Annotated in this window: 15 protein-coding genes; 4 read left to right on the forward strand and 11 right to left on the reverse strand. The window is 34.7% G+C overall.

Annotated features, from left to right (window positions below):
- Nucleotides 1-66: 66 nt before the first annotated feature.
- Nucleotides 67-504 carry a DUF4268 domain-containing protein gene (locus EOD40_RS17085; RefSeq protein ID WP_128197622.1) on the reverse strand — a complete coding sequence of 146 codons (438 nt, stop codon included), beginning with the start codon at nt 502-504 and terminating at the stop codon, nt 67-69.
- A gap of 87 nt (nt 505-591) precedes the next feature.
- Here EOD40_RS17085 and EOD40_RS17090 point away from each other — a divergent pair, with 87 nt between their 5' ends.
- From EOD40_RS17090 to EOD40_RS17100, 3 genes are all read left to right on the forward strand, one after another.
- Nucleotides 592-1,245: an NUDIX hydrolase gene (locus EOD40_RS17090; protein WP_128197624.1), complete on the forward strand. Its 654-nt coding sequence runs from the start codon at nt 592-594 to the stop codon at nt 1,243-1,245.
- A gap of 80 nt (nt 1,246-1,325) precedes the next feature.
- Complete coding sequence (locus tag EOD40_RS17095) at nt 1,326-2,147, forward strand: lysophospholipid acyltransferase family protein (protein ID WP_128197625.1); 822 nt, start codon at nt 1,326-1,328, stop codon at nt 2,145-2,147.
- Between the two features lie 315 nt (nt 2,148-2,462).
- Nucleotides 2,463-3,671, forward strand: a complete 1,209-nt coding sequence (locus tag EOD40_RS17100; RefSeq protein WP_128197627.1) for a 3-oxoacyl-[acyl-carrier-protein] synthase III C-terminal domain-containing protein — start codon at nt 2,463-2,465, stop codon at nt 3,669-3,671.
- A 10-nt stretch (nt 3,672-3,681) separates the two neighbouring features.
- Here the strand turns inward: EOD40_RS17100 and EOD40_RS17105 are convergent, their stop codons facing one another.
- Nucleotides 3,682-4,773, reverse strand: a complete 1,092-nt coding sequence (locus EOD40_RS17105; RefSeq protein ID WP_128197628.1) for a DUF3810 domain-containing protein — start codon at nt 4,771-4,773, stop codon at nt 3,682-3,684.
- 106 nt (nt 4,774-4,879) lie between these two features.
- Between EOD40_RS17105 and EOD40_RS17110 the strand changes: the two genes are divergently transcribed.
- Nucleotides 4,880-6,343, forward strand: a complete 1,464-nt coding sequence (locus tag EOD40_RS17110) for an aminoacyl-histidine dipeptidase (RefSeq protein WP_128197630.1) — start codon at nt 4,880-4,882, stop codon at nt 6,341-6,343.
- A gap of 315 nt (nt 6,344-6,658) precedes the next feature.
- Here EOD40_RS17110 and EOD40_RS17120 read toward each other — a convergent pair whose 3' ends face one another.
- The 9 genes from EOD40_RS17120 to EOD40_RS17160 form a co-directional block, all read right to left on the reverse strand.
- A complete protein-coding gene (locus EOD40_RS17120; RefSeq protein WP_128197632.1) occupies nt 6,659-7,186 on the reverse strand; it encodes a hypothetical protein in 528 nt (175 codons plus the stop codon).
- Nucleotides 7,187-7,324: 138 nt separating this feature from the next.
- Nucleotides 7,325-8,092, reverse strand: a complete 768-nt coding sequence (locus EOD40_RS17125) for a carboxypeptidase-like regulatory domain-containing protein (protein WP_128197634.1) — start codon at nt 8,090-8,092, stop codon at nt 7,325-7,327.
- An 89-nt stretch (nt 8,093-8,181) separates the two neighbouring features.
- Complete coding sequence (locus EOD40_RS17130) at nt 8,182-10,047, reverse strand: DEAD/DEAH box helicase (protein ID WP_128197635.1); 1,866 nt, start codon at nt 10,045-10,047, stop codon at nt 8,182-8,184.
- Between the two features lie 205 nt (nt 10,048-10,252).
- Nucleotides 10,253-10,831: a non-canonical purine NTP diphosphatase gene (locus tag EOD40_RS17135; RefSeq protein ID WP_128197637.1), complete on the reverse strand. Its 579-nt coding sequence runs from the start codon at nt 10,829-10,831 to the stop codon at nt 10,253-10,255.
- Between the two features lie 711 nt (nt 10,832-11,542).
- Nucleotides 11,543-13,051, reverse strand: coding sequence for an FMN-binding glutamate synthase family protein (locus tag EOD40_RS17140; RefSeq protein WP_128197639.1), 1,509 nt, complete (start codon nt 13,049-13,051; stop codon nt 11,543-11,545).
- 162 nt (nt 13,052-13,213) lie between these two features.
- Nucleotides 13,214-14,011: an NYN domain-containing protein gene (locus EOD40_RS17145; protein WP_128197641.1), complete on the reverse strand. Its 798-nt coding sequence runs from the start codon at nt 14,009-14,011 to the stop codon at nt 13,214-13,216.
- 143 nt (nt 14,012-14,154) lie between these two features.
- Nucleotides 14,155-14,955 carry a polysaccharide deacetylase family protein gene (locus EOD40_RS17150; protein ID WP_164905505.1) on the reverse strand — a complete coding sequence of 267 codons (801 nt, stop codon included), beginning with the start codon at nt 14,953-14,955 and terminating at the stop codon, nt 14,155-14,157.
- Between the two features lie 162 nt (nt 14,956-15,117).
- A complete protein-coding gene (locus EOD40_RS17155) occupies nt 15,118-15,468 on the reverse strand; it encodes a DUF2200 domain-containing protein (protein WP_128197645.1) in 351 nt (116 codons plus the stop codon).
- Between the two features lie 81 nt (nt 15,469-15,549).
- Nucleotides 15,550-15,951: an OsmC family protein gene (locus EOD40_RS17160; protein ID WP_128197646.1), complete on the reverse strand. Its 402-nt coding sequence runs from the start codon at nt 15,949-15,951 to the stop codon at nt 15,550-15,552.
- Between the last annotated feature and the right edge of the window lie 61 nt (nt 15,952-16,012).

Genomic DNA, 16,012 nt, shown 5'->3' on the forward strand with positions numbered 1-16,012 from the left:
TGAATTTTTATTTATATTTTTCAAATATAAATTTTTTTTCTTTATTGTAAGAATATGATTCTTTTTTTAATTTTCAATATCCTTTATAAACTCATCATATTCCAAATAAAAACGTTCCAGAGCATCCATTTTTTCATTGTAGAAATCAAAAATGCTATCCCAATAATTACGGTTACTAAAACCAACACCTAATTTTTCTACCCAAATACGACTGATTGTTTTTCCGTTTTCTAAAACATAGTCTTTTTCGAAAACTAAATCAGTAATAAATTCTTCTTCTAAAATATTTTTTAAAGCTTCCAGTTTTTCAAAATAAGCGATTCTCTTTTCGGTATTGCGGGGTTCAATATCAATAAGAACTTGTGCCTTTTTATTGTCAACAAAAAATTTAAAAGAGAAGTCTTTAATTTTAGTGTCGTACAACATCCATTTTCTAGGATATTTTTCGGCAAATGTTACCCAGAATTCTCGTTTTAATCTTTGTGTTTCTTCTTTACTGTACATTTTATGAATGCTTTGGTTTTAGAAAACTTGTGGGAACTGGTTTTCTAAAGTATATTTATGTTTTATTTGCAAAAATAGGTTTTGATTATGGATTTTCAATATTTTTTAAAATTTATACCTCAATTAATTCAAGAGGAACTTCCTGCGGCTGTTTCTCATGAGAAGATGATACCATTACAAAGAAAGGAGCTTTTGGGAAAAATAAATTTTAAAGAAATAAATCCCAAAGAAGCCGCTGTGACCATGTTGTTTTATCCTAAAAACAAAGAAACGCATTTGGTTCTTATTGTTCGAAATTCATACAAAGGAGTGCATTCGGCTCAAATTGCTTTTCCAGGAGGGAAATTCGAACCGGAAGATGCCGATTTTCAAACAACCGCATTGAGAGAAACGGAAGAGGAAATAGGAATTAGTCGTGATAAAATTGAAATTATAAAAGCATTTAGTTCGTTGTATATTCCACCGAGTAATTTCATGGTGTATCCATTTTTAGGAATATGCAGGGAAGAAATCCAGTTTAATCCGGATCCTGCCGAAGTAGCCGCAATTATTGAATTGCCTCTGAAAGTTTTTAGGGATGACAGTATTTTAACCATCGAAAATTTATCAACTTCTTATGCTTCTTTAATTGAAGTTCCCGCTTTTAAGATTGACGGACATATTGTTTGGGGAGCAACAGCCATGATGTTGAGTGAATTGAGGGATGTTTTAAACTCGGTTTTAGTTGATGAAAACAAGTAGTTTAGAAAGGGTAGGATCAGGGTTCTCAAATAATATTTTTGTAATTTTACAGTTCGTTTTTTAATTTCAAATCACAGTTTATGGGACTTATTAAAAGAAATCCGTTTGGACATATCTTATTTTTGAAAAAATGGCTTATCCGTTTTTTTGGAAGCTGTACCCATAGACGTTATAGAGGGTTTAACGATTTACAAATCGAAGGTTCGGAGATTATCCGAAATTTGCCCGATACCAATGTACTTTTTATCTCCAACCATCAAACCTATTTTGCCGATGTGGTGGCGATGTTTCATGTGTTTAATGCCAGTTTAAGCGGTCGGATTGATTCGATTAAAAACATCGGATACCTTTGGCAGCCCAAGATGAATATTTATTATGTGGCAGCCAAAGAAACCATGCGTTCAGGATTATTGCCTAAAATATTGTCTTATGCCGGAGCAATTCCTGTTGAGAGAACCTGGCGTTCGGAAGGTGTGGATGTTGCCGAAAAAAAAGCGGTCAATCCTAATGATACCGAAAATATTAAAAAAGCATTAAATGATGGTTGGGTAATTACTTTTCCGCAAGGAACAACCCGTTCCTTTAAGCCTGTTCGAAAAGGAACGGCTCATATTATCAAACAGCATCGCCCAATTGTAGTTCCTATTGTGATTGATGGTTTTAGACGTTCTTTTGACAGAAAGGGAATTCGAATGAAAAAGAAAGGAATACTACAGTCGTTTATCATTAAAGAACCACTTGAAATTGATTATGATAACGATACAATTGACGAAATTGTAGAGAAAATAGAATATGCTATCGAGCAGCATCCTTCTTTCTTGAAGGTAATTCCAGTAGAAGAATTAGAAGAGCAGGAGCGATTGAATAAACTGCGTCAATGGGATATTAAAGAAGAAATTTAATTTATGTTAAAATTTATTATTAAAATCTAATTTTTCCTATTTAGTTTTTTTAACTTTATAGTATTCTAAAAATGGTTTTTGTCTAATTTATTACCTAATAATTAGATTATGATTGTGGCATTCTTGAATTAGTTCAAGAATTTGGGGGTGTGTTGTTATCTTAATTGCCCCGATTTAACAATACTTTTTCGGTTTGTTTTTTGCGTATTTTTTCTAATAATTTTAACTATTGTTATAAAATTACTTGCATTTTGACGTGCGTATTTAAAAGAAATACCAAAAAACATCTTCGTTGTTAATCAAAATTTCAGATTAATGAAAAGTACTGTAATTTTCAATTTTCACCCGATTATTTTGGGGAAATTGATGGATCAATCAAAATTAAATCAGTATACTAAATTTTTATATTATCATTTTCAAAAGTTACATATTCAATCCTTGGCTGGGGAAAATCAATTTATGCAATTTGATGAAGTTTCAGATCAAGTGGATAAGTATGCGATTCCTTTTGAGAATATCAGTAAAAGGCAAATTTTGATTTTTGACGAAGTAGAAAAATTTATTGAAGATGAGATGGCTAATACTCCATTTTTAGAATATCCCATACCATCGTGTTTGGATGCTCATCCTGATGATGTATTTGGTCCTAAGATAGGTGTTAGGATGGAATGGTTTAAGAGACACATGGATCATGTTTTTGATGAGTTTTATTTAAAAAACGAAACACAGCCTGAACATCTTATTCATGTTACCTGTTCAGGATATTCTTCCCCTAGTGTTGCCCAGCATGCCGTAATTAAGAGAAATTGGGAAACCACTAAGGTAACCCATTCGTATCAGATGGGGTGCTATGGAGCGTTTCCTGCCATAAGAACTGGAAGTAGTCTGTTGTGTGCAAGTCAGGATAAAGGGAGGGTGGATATTGTTCATACCGAACTGTTGTCGGCGCATTTGAATCTTACCGAGTTTTCGGCCGCTAATACGATGATTTGCTCCCTTTTTGCCGATGGTTTTATTGGGTATTCTCTTTGTGACGAAGAGGTTCTTAAGAATGATAAGACCTTTGATGACAAGAAAGGAATGCGAATTTTAGCCTCTCATGAAGTCATTATTCCTGATACTTTGGAAGATATGTCCTGGGACTTAGGAGAATATAATTTTTTGATGACACTTTCTAAACGAGTACCAGTTTTTATTAGAAAAAACATCAAACATTTTTTAGAGGTACTTTGCCAAAAAGTAGGCATTGTTATGGATGATGAAAAAGACAAAATGTGTTTTGCAATACACCCCGGAGGGCCTAAAATAATAGACTATGTGGTTGAGGCTGTAGGGATTTCTAAAGAACAGGCAAGATGGTCTTATGATATTTTGTATCGTTATGGAAATATGTCTTCATCTACAATTCCTCATGTTTTAGACGAAATGATTCATGATGATACCATTGCCTCTGGAACTAAAATTTTAGCGATGGCTTTTGGTCCGGGACTTACCGCTACAGGTTTGTTGTTGGAAAAAACTTAATTCAAAAAAATCAGAGTGCTTTTGTTTTGTAATAATTCACCAGTAAATTGACAAATTTGCTGTAGCTGTCTATTCCTTCTTTTTGCTGGTTTAGTTTTAAATAGCGGTCGTAGAATGCATGAAAACCTTTTTCTATAGGGGTTTGATACTGCATCCAGAAATTTTCACTTTCTTCGAAATTTTTTAGAATTCCGGGATGAACAGTTTTTAATAATTTTTGGAGTATTTTTTCGTTTCTAGTTTGCCAATTGCCCAAACAATAGCGCAAGGCAAAACTGTAACCTGAATATTTAAAGTACAAATCGTCATTGTTTATCGAAGCAAGAAATCCGATGAAATTGCATTCGCTTTCTCTGCCATAACCCATCTGATGCGCCATTTCGTGACAACTTGTTGTGGGGAAATTGTACATTGGCATTAAAGAGTTTACTTGGGCTTCATTGGTAAAAGGATTTAAATAACCACCAAAACCCATATAGGTTAGCGGTAAACTAAATAACGATTTTTTGATACTTAAATTCGAATAAGCAAAAAACGGATATTGAGCAGCCAGATTTTTATAGCCATATAAGTTTTTGATAAAAGCGACTTCTTTTGAGTAGGGAAAAACTACTTTCAGACTATCATTTTTGGTAATTTGCCTGTGAATTTCATTGGTTTTGATAATGATTTTTTTTGTGAAATTATACAAATCAGCATCCGAATAATCACGTTCAATTTTTATTTTTTCGAAAAGGGGAATTCTGTAATAGTTGATTGCCCAAAGAAAATGAAAGAAAAAATAAAACACGGAGAGTACGCTTAAAATGGATAGCGATAGGTCTTTCCAATTCGTTTTAGTACCGTTTTGTCCGACCTTGCTTCGAGTCCAGTTTTTTCTATTATTCCAAAACCATTTTACTGCCAATAAAATCAACATAAAATACAATACATCACCTATTGAAAACGGAATCCAGCCTAAAATGATTCTGAGGAAATTGGATAGATAAGGATAGAATCCATTGCTGTAAAATACTTCTACAGTCTCAGGGAAAAAGCGAATTATTTTGAGAATTAAAATCTGAATAAGGAGTAAAAAAGGGAGTAGGTATTTCCGTTTCAAAATAACATTTTTTTAAGCGTAAATATAATTACAATAATCAATTATAATGCTAAAAAAGGATTTTAAACTTTGTAACTTTGAGTTTTTTAAATCGAAAATACAAGATATGAGTCAAGAGATACGGAATTTAGAACCTAAGGCATTGTGGAATAATTTTGTCAATTTGAATGCAGTTCCAAGACCTTCAAAAAAAGAAGGACGCGTTGTGGAGTTTATAAAAAGCTTTGGTGAAAGCTTAGGTTTGGAAGTTTTTGAAGATAAAATTCATAACGTAATTATTCGAAAACCAGCCACGGCGGGGATGGAAAATCGTAAGCCGATTGTGTTGCAAGGGCATTTGGATATGGTGCATCAAAAAAATGCCGATACTGTTTTTGACTTTGCTAATCAAGGAATCGAAATGTATGTTGATGGCGACTGGGTTCGTGCCAAAGGAACAACTCTGGGTGCTGATAACGGCCTGGGGGTGGCTGCTATTATGAGTGTTTTAGAAAGTACCACTATTGCACATCCTGCTATTGAAGCCTTGTTTACTGTTGATGAGGAAACCGGAATGACAGGTGCGATGCATTTAAAAGGCGGTTTACTTCAAGGCGAGATTCTGTTGAATTTGGATACCGAAGAAGACGATGAAATAGATATTGGTTGTGCAGGAGGAATTGATGTTACTGCGGTGGCTGAGTACGATGAGGAGGAAACTCCGGATCATTCTGTGGGATATACTATTACCGTAAAAGGACTCAAAGGAGGGCATTCGGGGATTGATATTCACAAAGGTTTAGGGAATGCCAATAAAATCATGAATCGAGTTTTATATGATGGTTTTGATAATTTTGGTTTGCAAATTTCGGAAATACATGGAGGAAGTTTACGCAATGCTATTCCGCGCGAAAGTGTGGCAAAGGTTGCTATTGCTTCGGTTTATGATGAGGCTTTTGTTTTTGATATGCAGCAAATTGTCAGCGAAATTAAAAATGAACTAAAAACTACCGAACCTAATTTAGAAATTGTTTTCGAGAAATTAAAAAAGGCACCGTCAAAAGTAATGCCTCCAATGGCGCAATATTATTTTGTGCGTTCGATGGCGACTGCTGCTAATGGTGTACACAGAATGAGTGCCGATTTTGATAATCTAGTCGAAACTTCTAATAATATAGCTAAAGTTGCTGTTGGTAAAGGGAAATTATCCGTGCAATGTTTGACACGTTCTTCGGTTGAATCGGCTAAGTTTGATTTGGCTAACGACCTGCGTTCGGCTTTCGAATTAATGGGTTGTGAAGTGGAAATTTCAGGTTCTTATCCGGGTTGGACTCCTAATCCTGATTCGACTATTTTAGCAACCTTGGTTCCAATTTATGAAAAATTAAACCGAGAAAAACCAAAAGTAGTGGCTTGTCACGCTGGTTTAGAATGTGGAATTTTAGGAGCAAATTATCCTGATATGGATATGATTTCTTTTGGACCAACAATCCGTGGTGCGCACTCACCTGACGAAAGAGCCAGTATTGTTTCTTCTCAAAAATTCTGGAAATTTTTAGTCGAAATTTTGGAGAATATTCCAGTAAAATAAGAAAGTGTTGAGTAATCAGAATTTAGTGTTCAGCTCGTTTGTAACTGAATACTAAATTCTGAACACTGCTCACTAAATTTAGTCTCTTTTGGGACTGTTTTTTTTCTCTCTTTTTTCTTCTTTCTTCTCTTTTGCTGTTTTTAACGGTTCTTTTTTAACCGTCTTTTTAGCGTCTTGACTTTTTGCCATGGTAATTGTGTTTTGAGGTTGTGTTTTAGTAAATGTAGGGCTTATTGTGTTTGTTTTTCTTTTTATCTAAAAAAAATCCCCAACTACTTTGTAATTGAGGAGATGTTTTGTTTGATTTCGAATGGATTAATCTTTTAAACTATATAGCGTATTTTGAAAATCAGCTTTGAATTTATCTTTATTTTCTAAGTTTGTCCAAGAGAGAACTTTATAAAAATGTGATTTACTTTCAACAATGCCTACCAGATAATAAATTCCAATCTTTGCTTCCTTGTCGTAGTATGACGCATCAAATTCAATAAAATTGATGTTATTTTTTGATTGGGAAGTAGGTTTAGAAATATTTCTTTTTTCTTCATCTTTTAAAAAATCTTTAATAAACTCTTCGTGAAATTCATTTATTGATGAGTAGTGCAGATCTACTATTGCAAGATCTTCTTTACTATCTTCGATAACAATAGTACAAACATCTTTTACACTGTTTTTGTATTGTATCGCAGCATCATTATTAAGTCCAATAGTTCTATTCATATAATCAGGTACATCTATGTAGAAGATATGTCCTGCTTTTTGTTGAATAAATTTTGTTTGACCAATACAAAATGTTGGGTTTAGTGTGAAAAATATAATTAAGACTGTAATTGAGTATTTCATTTTTATAAGAATTATAGTTTGTTTTTTTAGTCAAAAATAGAAAAACATTATAATCTATATTGGTAAAAATAAGAAAAATCCTCAACTACTTTTGTAATTGAGGACTGAAATCTGATATCTAAATTCTGAAATTTTAGTTTATTTCTTCTTCAAGACTTTGTATTGTTCATAGCATCCGCTTATGGCATCCATGATTTGTAAGTCGTTTGCTGTTTGAATAAAAGATTCCGAGTAATTGCATCTTTGCAGTATTTCAGGGATTTCTTTTTTATCGATACCTAATAAAACGGCTAATGTCTCACGATCAAATTTAGATTCCAGAAGATTTCTAACGGTATCGTCTTTTTTCATTTCCCTAAGTTTTTTTAGCTCTGTCGATTTTTTACCAAAGAAGTTGTACAGCATATCGGCTGGGTTAAAAATAGAACCCAATACTTTTCCAAATGCTCCCGGCGAATATTCTCCTGCTTCGTAGCCGCTATTTAATCCTGAAATATTATAACGGTAGTTTTGATTTATAGGGATGGTTTTCGAGTCAACTTCCAGATAGCCTGTCAGGTTAAATGGTCGGATAACCACTTCTTCTAAAGCGATGGCTTTTTCAGTTAAGAAAATTTTAGCGACCTTGTTTTTGATCCAGTCATTGGTTACTTTAACTCTTAATGATTGGAATCCTAAAAAGGAAAAATGTAAAGTATCTGTAGGATGAACATCAATTTCAAAATATCCTTTTGAGTCGGTTACAGCGCCTCTTACCTTGTTGATGTTTATAATGTTAACTCCTGTTAAGGGGGCTTTTGTATTATCGTTATAGATGTAGCCTGTTACCTTTTGGTAAGGAGTTGTAACTTGAGCAAAAGAGGCTGCAGATAGTATTAAAAAAAAGAAAACTACAAAATATTTCATAAACTGGTTTAAAACTTTAAAAGTAATAAAACGGCTTTAAATATTTTGTAGTTTATTATTTTAATTATAAGAAAATTAACAGTGGTCTGTTAGTCTCTTCTTGGTCTTCTTGGTCTCGGTGAATCACCGAAACTTTCAGAACGTCTAGGAGCTCTATCAGAAGAACCTTCTCTTCTAGGAGCTGAACTTCTTTCGCTTCTGAAGCCGCCTTCTCTTGGAGCTGAGTTTCTTTCACTTCTAAAACCACCTTCTCTTCTTGGAGCAAAGTTACCTTCACGTCTTGGAGCAGAACTTCTTCCTCCGGAATTTCTTCCGTTATGGTCACGTCTTCCGCCACCATCATTTTTAGAAATCTCTACATTGATACGACGTCCTTCTAATTGTACGTTGTTCAATACTTCCATTACTTTATCAGTGTGTTCAGGGTCAGTGTTAAAGAAAGAGAATCCTTCTTTTACGTCTACTTTGAAAACGTCATCACGACCTAAGTCTAATGTTTCTTTCAGGTAATCTTTTAATGACATCCAGTCAAAATTATCTCTTGAACCAATGTTCACGAAATAACGTGTAGCACCACCATTGTTGTTTTCTCTTGGAGCACGGTCATCACTGCGTTCACGTCTGTCTCCTGATTGAGAAGAAAGATCTCTGGTTTTCTTGTAGTAATTTATGAAACGGTTAAATTCAACAGAAACCATTTTCTTGATCAATTCTTCTTTAGATAAACCTTCTAATACATCATTAATAGCCGGTAAGTAGTTGTCAATTTCGTGATCAACTTCAGTATCTTTAATTTTGTTGGCTAGGTGTAATAATTGGATTTCGCAAATTTCGATTCCTGAAGGAATTGTTTTTTCTTCAAATTTTTGTTTGATGATTCTTTCGATAGACGAAATTTTACGCAATTCACTTTTAGTAACAATTACGATAGAAGTTCCTAATTTACCAGCACGACCAGTTCTTCCTGAACGGTGGTTGTAAGTTTCAACTTCATCAGGTAATTGATAGTTTACTACGTGAGTTACGTTGTCAACGTCAATTCCACGGGCAGCAACGTCAGTAGCAACAAGCATTTGGATTTGTCTTCCACGGAAAGATTTCATTACACCATCACGTTGTGCCTGAGATAAATCTCCGTGTAATGCAGCAGCGCTGTATCCATCTTCGATTAATTTTTCGGCAACAGCCTGAGTGTCACGTTTTGTTCTACAGAATACTACTGAGAAAATGTCTGGGTTAGCATCGGCTAAACGTTTCAAAGCTTCATAACGGTCACGGGCATTTACTAAGTAAAATTCGTGAGAAACCGTTGCTGAACCTGAGTTTTTAGTTCCAACAGTAATTTCTTGAGGATTGCTCATGAATTGTTTTCCAATTCTGGCAACTTCAGCTGGCATGGTTGCAGAAAATAACCAAGTGCTTTTTTCGTCTGGGGTTGTTGAAAGGATATTTACGATATCATCATAGAATCCCATGTTCAACATTTCGTCTGCTTCGTCAAGGATACAATAGTTGATTTGAGAAATGTTTACCAATCCTCTGTTAATCATATCCTGCATTCTTCCTGGAGTTGCCACAATAATTTGTGCACCTCTTTTAATTTCTCTGGCTTGTTCTGTAATACTAGCTCCGCCGTAAACTGCTACCACATTAATACCTTTTACGTATTTAGAGTAGTTTTTAAGTTCGTTGGTTATCTGTAAGCAAAGTTCGCGCGTTGGAGATAAAATCAACGCCTGCGTATTTCTATTGTCGGCATCAATTTTTTGGATAACTGGAAAACCAAAAGCTGCCGTTTTCCCTGTCCCAGTCTGAGCCAACGCAACTAAATCTGTATCTTTTTCCAATAATAGGGGAATCGCTTTCTCCTGTACTTCTGACGGATTCTCAAATCCTAGATCAATAATCGCCTTCAGTAACGATTCACTTAATCCTAATTGTTCAAATTTATTCATATGTATTTTTAAAATAGGGTGCAAAATTACTGTTAATAATCCACATAAACTAATGCAATTTTAAGTTTTAATGATTTAATATGTTTTGATTATCAGAAAGTTATGTTTGAAAACTAAAAATAAAGCTTTAGATTTTTGAATTTTAGCAGCAAACAATGGGGATGCCTATGAAAAAAATGGACAAAAAATATTGAATTCCAAATGATTATTTTATTTCGTTTAAGTGCGAAATCAGTAATTGGGTTGCTTTTCCTCTATGGCTAATTTGATTTTTGGTTTCCAATGCTAAATCGGCAAAGGTTTCCTGAAATCCTTCGGGCTGGAAAATAGGATCGTAGCCAAATCCTTGATTACCTGATTTTTCGGTAGTAATTTTTCCTTTGGCAATTCCTGTAAACAGCTGTTGTTTGCCATTAAGGTTTAGAGCAATAACGGTTTTAAATTGGGCATTTCTATTGGTTTGCTCTGCTAAATTTTCTAATAAAAGATTCATATTGTCTTCGGCATCGCGTTGTTCTCCGGCATATCGGGCAGAATATACGCCCGGTTCTCCGTTTAAGGCTTCTACCTCCAGACCGGTATCATCTGCAAAACAATCGTAACCGTATTTTTCAGTTACATAATTGGCTTTTAGAATAGCGTTTCCTTCAATAGTATTGGCAGTTTCAGGGATTTCTTCATGGCATCCAATAGCTTCCAGGCTTAGAATTTCAATTGAAGCAGGAAGTAATTGCTGAATTTCCCGGATTTTATTTTTGTTGTTTGAGGCAAAAACGAGTTGCATAATTTTTTTGTTGTGATTTTGTGCAAATGTAATAATTTTTTGAGCCGTAATCAGGAGATTGATATAAGCTAGGCGGTTGGCTGTAGAGTGTTTTTTTAGTCTGAATCAGATTGAATTCTTAGGGTTTAAATTAATAATATTTTTGTAATCGGTTAATAATCAGTTAAAAGAGTGGTTTTTGGTTAAAGAGAATAAAGTTATTCGTATCTTTACTTCGTGGTTTTGATTAATTACTTGAAAGTGTTAATCTTCTACGTTCTACGTGAGATAATATTTCAATAGTCAGCTATACTGGTATATGTATAAGGTGATAATGATAAATCAAAACTAACATAGGGGGGCTTTAATAGCCCCTTTTTTTATGCTATAAACCGAAAAGATCGTTTCTAAACGATGAAATTTAGGCTGTTTTTTCTAAAATAACTCTGAATAAACCTTGGTAAAAAAGATTAAAAATGAGAATTTCTTTGGGTAGTGATTTGGTGTGTTAATTGTCTGGTTTTAAGTTAATTATCTATTAAAATATTTGCTGTAATTTGCTTTTGTTTCAATAATAGTTGTACCTTTATGCTGTGGTTTTGATTCATTATGTGTGTATGTTAATTTGGGTAGAAAAATGAGAACACAATCAGCAGCAGAATTTAGTTAATTATAAGTTGAGAATAGTAAATCAAAACCAATTTTGGAGGGCTTTAATAGCCCTCCCTTTTTTTAATGCTTGGTGACATTTCCTAAATTATCCGGGAAATACAAATCAGACAGGTGTGTAAATTCATCTCCACGCATAAAAATTGAGCCATCTACTTCTTCATAACTCGTCTTTCCTGCGGCAGCCAGCAATTCATTGGCAGCATGCAAGGTGTTTTTATGAAAATGATATACTCTTTCAAACTTATCCGATATTACCAATCCTTTTTCGAGCATTCGGTCTTGGGTGGCTACTCCTACAGGACATTTATTGGTGTTGCAGCGCAAAGCCTGGATGCATCCCAATGAAAACATGAATCCGCGGGCACTATTGCATAAATCGGCTCCCAGGGCAATTGCTTTAAGTATTGCATGTCCTGAGATTATTTTTCCGCTACAGATAATACGCATTTTTTCACGAATGTTTAGTCTGATTAATGTTTTGTTTACAAAGATTAAAGCGGGTTCTAAGGGCATGCCTACACCATCCGAAAATTCTAAAGGAGCTGCACCCGTACCACCTTCGGCACCATCGACCGTTATAAAATCAGGGTAGCAATTTTGTTCCATCATTTCCTGACAGATGGCTTCAAATTCTAAGGTTTGACCTATACAGAGTTTGAATCCAATGGGTTTTCCATTGGCTAATTCGCGTAAGTGGGCAATAAATTCGATCAGGCCTTTTGGGGTGTTGAAAGCAGTATGACAAGGTGGTGAAAGTATTTCGGTATGCGGTTTTACACCTCTTATTTTTGCGATTTCCTCGGTATTTTTTTTGGCAGGTAATACGCCTCCATGTCCGGGTTTGGCACCTTGCGAAAGTTTAATTTCAATCATCTTTACAAAAGGATGATTGGCTTTTTCTTTGAATTTTTCGGCATCAAAATTTCCTTCATCATTGCGACAACCAAAATATCCTGTTCCTATTTGCCAGCAAACATCTCCACCTTGTAAATGGTATTGGGTGAGTCCGCCTTCGCCGGTGTTGTGGTAAAAATTTCCCTTTTGTGCACCTTTATTCAGTGCTATAATGGCGTTTTCGCTCAATGAACCAAAACTCATCGCTGAAATATTAAATAAAGAAGCCGAATAAGGTTGTTTGCATTCAGCGCCACCAATGGTTACACGAGGTAATTCATGGTTTACTTTTGCCGGAAAAATAGAGTGTTTTAAACCTTCGTAAGAAGAATTGTTGATGTCCAGTTGGGTTCCAAAAGGAGTTGTGTCGCTAATGTTTTTAGCACGTCGATAAGCCAGAGAACGTTCGTTTCTGGAAAAAGGTTTTCCATCAGTAGTTCTTTCGATAAAATATTGCTGAATTTCAGGAGCTATTTCTTCAAAAATATACCTAAAATAACCTAAAACAGGAAAATTTCTAAGAATGGTATGTTTGTGCTGAAAACTGTTGAAGATGCCGATAATTAATAATATGAATATAGAAATGGCAATTAACAAACTGGTTTTGAACAAAAAATGGGCAGCAAGACTTAGGATAAAAAGACCAATGCCGATGGTGAAAAATTCTTTTCTCATGATAGATATGGGTTGTGGTTATCTAAAATAAGAAGAATAACCAAGAATTAAATAAATACCTGGAATTTTAATATTTATTTAATGTTTTGGCGAAAGCTGTACGGAATGAATTTGTATTGTGTTTTTAGAATTTTATCTGTTTTCTAATGTGTGTAACAAAATTTAACTGAACAATAAGCGCACATAAACATGCTTAATTCCTTTTTTATCGGAATCTCTTTCGTCGATTTCAAGAATGTCAGTAAGCGATTTTAGCATAGGAGTCAGTTTTGAAAAGCCATAATTTCTAGGGTCGAATTCCGGTTTTTTCTTTACAATCAGGTTTCCTACATCGCCCAGGAATGCCCAGCCGGCATCATCGGCAAGATCTTCAATGGTAGATTCGATTAATTCAATAGTGGGTTCGTCAATTTTGTTGAGCGGTTTTTGTGTTGGTTTTTCAGGAGTTTTAGTAGTGGTTTTTTCGACTGGTTTCTTGGTGTCGATGATAGTTTTAGGCGCTTTTTTCTTGATAGCTCCATCTAAAACTTCGATAAATATAAATCGGTCACAGGCGCTGATAAATGGTTTTGGTGTTTTTTGTTCGCCAATTCCTATCACTCTCATTCCTGATTCCCGAAGACGAATAGCCAGACGTGTAAAATCGCTATCGCTGGAAACGATACAAAAACCGTCTAATTTTCCGGAATACAATAAATCCATTGCATCGATAATCAAAGCTGAATCAGAAGAATTTTTACCAGTGGTGTAGCTGTATTGCTGAATGGGCGTAATGGCGTGTTCCAGTAAAACCGATTTCCATCCGCCGGCATTGGGTTTAGTCCAGTCGGCATAAATGCGTTTGGTGGTAGGAGTACCAAATTTGGTGATTTCTTCCATCATTCCTTTTACATTGCTGTAGGGAACATTGTCGGCATCAATCAGAACGGCAAGTTTTAATTCTTTTGGATTATTTGACATGGATTGAAGTATTGAGATAGCACTTCAAAGATATGGCTTTATTTTTAAAGCTTGCCGCTTAGTTGCTGTTTCGCAAAGGTTTTTTTATTGTTTTGCCTACTCAATTCTTGCTGTTGATAACTGTTATTTTACCCAATTAGTTTTTAAATACTTTTTTGTAAAGCATATAATTCGGATGTTTTGTAAAATTTCATTTTATTCTTTTTTACATAATTACATATCTCAATTAGTGTTTTAAACTCGGTTTCGTAATTGTTTTTAACAGTGGAAACCGGTTTATGGGCATAGAAAATCACAATTTTGTTGTTGTTTTTGGCGTATTCTAAAAGTGATAAGAAGTATGAGACACTAAAATGGGAGTAATTATTATCGATGCCAAGACCAAAAACCAATCTGTTATTGTCAAAATAACAGTTTTGATAAGCCGGATTTATCATGTCATAAGTTGTTCCTCTAATAATTTGGAATTCACTAAGAAGCAGGTTGTCGGTAGCTTTGTCTCTTGCACCGTAAGGATAAGCAAAGGAAGTGGGAGCCAAATTGTTTTCACGCATTGCATCCAACATAGGAAAAATTTCGTCATTCATATAAGCAGCCGTTCCATTTGCAGAAATATAATTGGGAGCATTTAAATGATTTACCCCATGAGCTCCAATTTCGTGTCCCTGACTTTTTAAATCCTTAAGCTCCTGAATTTTGGCTCCGGATAATTGATTGAATTTTGTTACAAAAAATGTGGCTTTCCAATTGTAAGGCTGTAGAAGTGTATTCGCTTCGTACCATTCGTCCACATAATCATCATCAAAAGTAAGTACAACGCCTGATTGCGGGCCTGCGGTTTGATCGGTAGTTTGTTCGGCTGGTTGTTCTGCGATGTCGTCGTCCTGGCTACAGGAAAATAATACTAAGGTTAAAATAAATAGAAGGTAGTTTTTTATTCTCAAAATAAGGGTTTGTGGTTAGTTGGTAATAGTTTGTTGGTTTGCTCATTGTAGGTTTGTTTTGAGGTTGGGTAGGGGTTGTAGTGTTTTGTAAGCTGTTTGTATTTAGTGGGTTATTAATGTTGTGGTGCCGACAAATATATAAAGATTGAGTTAAGAATTGATTTATTTCCTCAAAATTTTATCCATTGACTTTCCTTTTGCTAATTCGTCAATCAATTTGTCTAAGTAACGAATTTGCTGCATGAGTTTGTCTTCAATTTCTTCTACACGGTAGCCGCAGATAACTCCCGTAATTTTAGAAACATTTGGATTGATTTGTGGTGCCTGGGCAAAGAAAGTCTCAAAGTCGGTTTTGTTTTCGATTATTTGAGATAAAGTTTGTTCATCGTACCCTGTTAGCCAAAAAATAATTTCATCTACTTCGGCTTTGGTATGTGCTTTTTTCTCCGCTTTTTGAATGTAATGCGGATAGACGGAAGCAAAGGACATTTTGTAAACTTTGGTGTTATTCATTTTTGTTTTTAGTTGTAGAATGAGCAATCACTCACGAAATGAAACTTTTAATATATGAAGGATTGGTTTAACAGTAGTGTATTATTTTATTAATGTAACGTTTATGCCTTGCCGCAAAGTATTGTGAATTTCTGCAATCTTGTCCACTTTCTCAATTAGATCACAAATTTGAGCATCCGAATGTTTTTTTGCTTGAATCTGTACTTTATAAATGATGTTTTTAGCAGGCTCGCCTTCACTGCCAAATTCCCCTGAAACAATAATTTCTGCGGTGTCAATTTTTATATTTCTCTTGGCTGCTTCTCGATATAAATCATTACAAAAGCATGTAGCCAGAGATAAGAAAAGTAATTCTCCACCATTAATTGACGAACCATAACCTTCTGTTTTCGGGCTTATCGAAATGCTTTTTTTATTATTTTCGGTTTCAACATTCACTTCATGGAGTTGAAAAGAACTTTTTATTGATGCGGAAATTTTCATAAGTTATTTTATAGGATTGTTGCACTTGCTGGTGTGAACGTGGCGCTAGCTGGATAGGTTT

Origin of the sequence: Flavobacterium sufflavum, from assembly GCF_004016525.1 — a bacterium.
In the GTDB taxonomy this organism is placed as follows: domain Bacteria; phylum Bacteroidota; class Bacteroidia; order Flavobacteriales; family Flavobacteriaceae; genus Flavobacterium; species Flavobacterium sufflavum.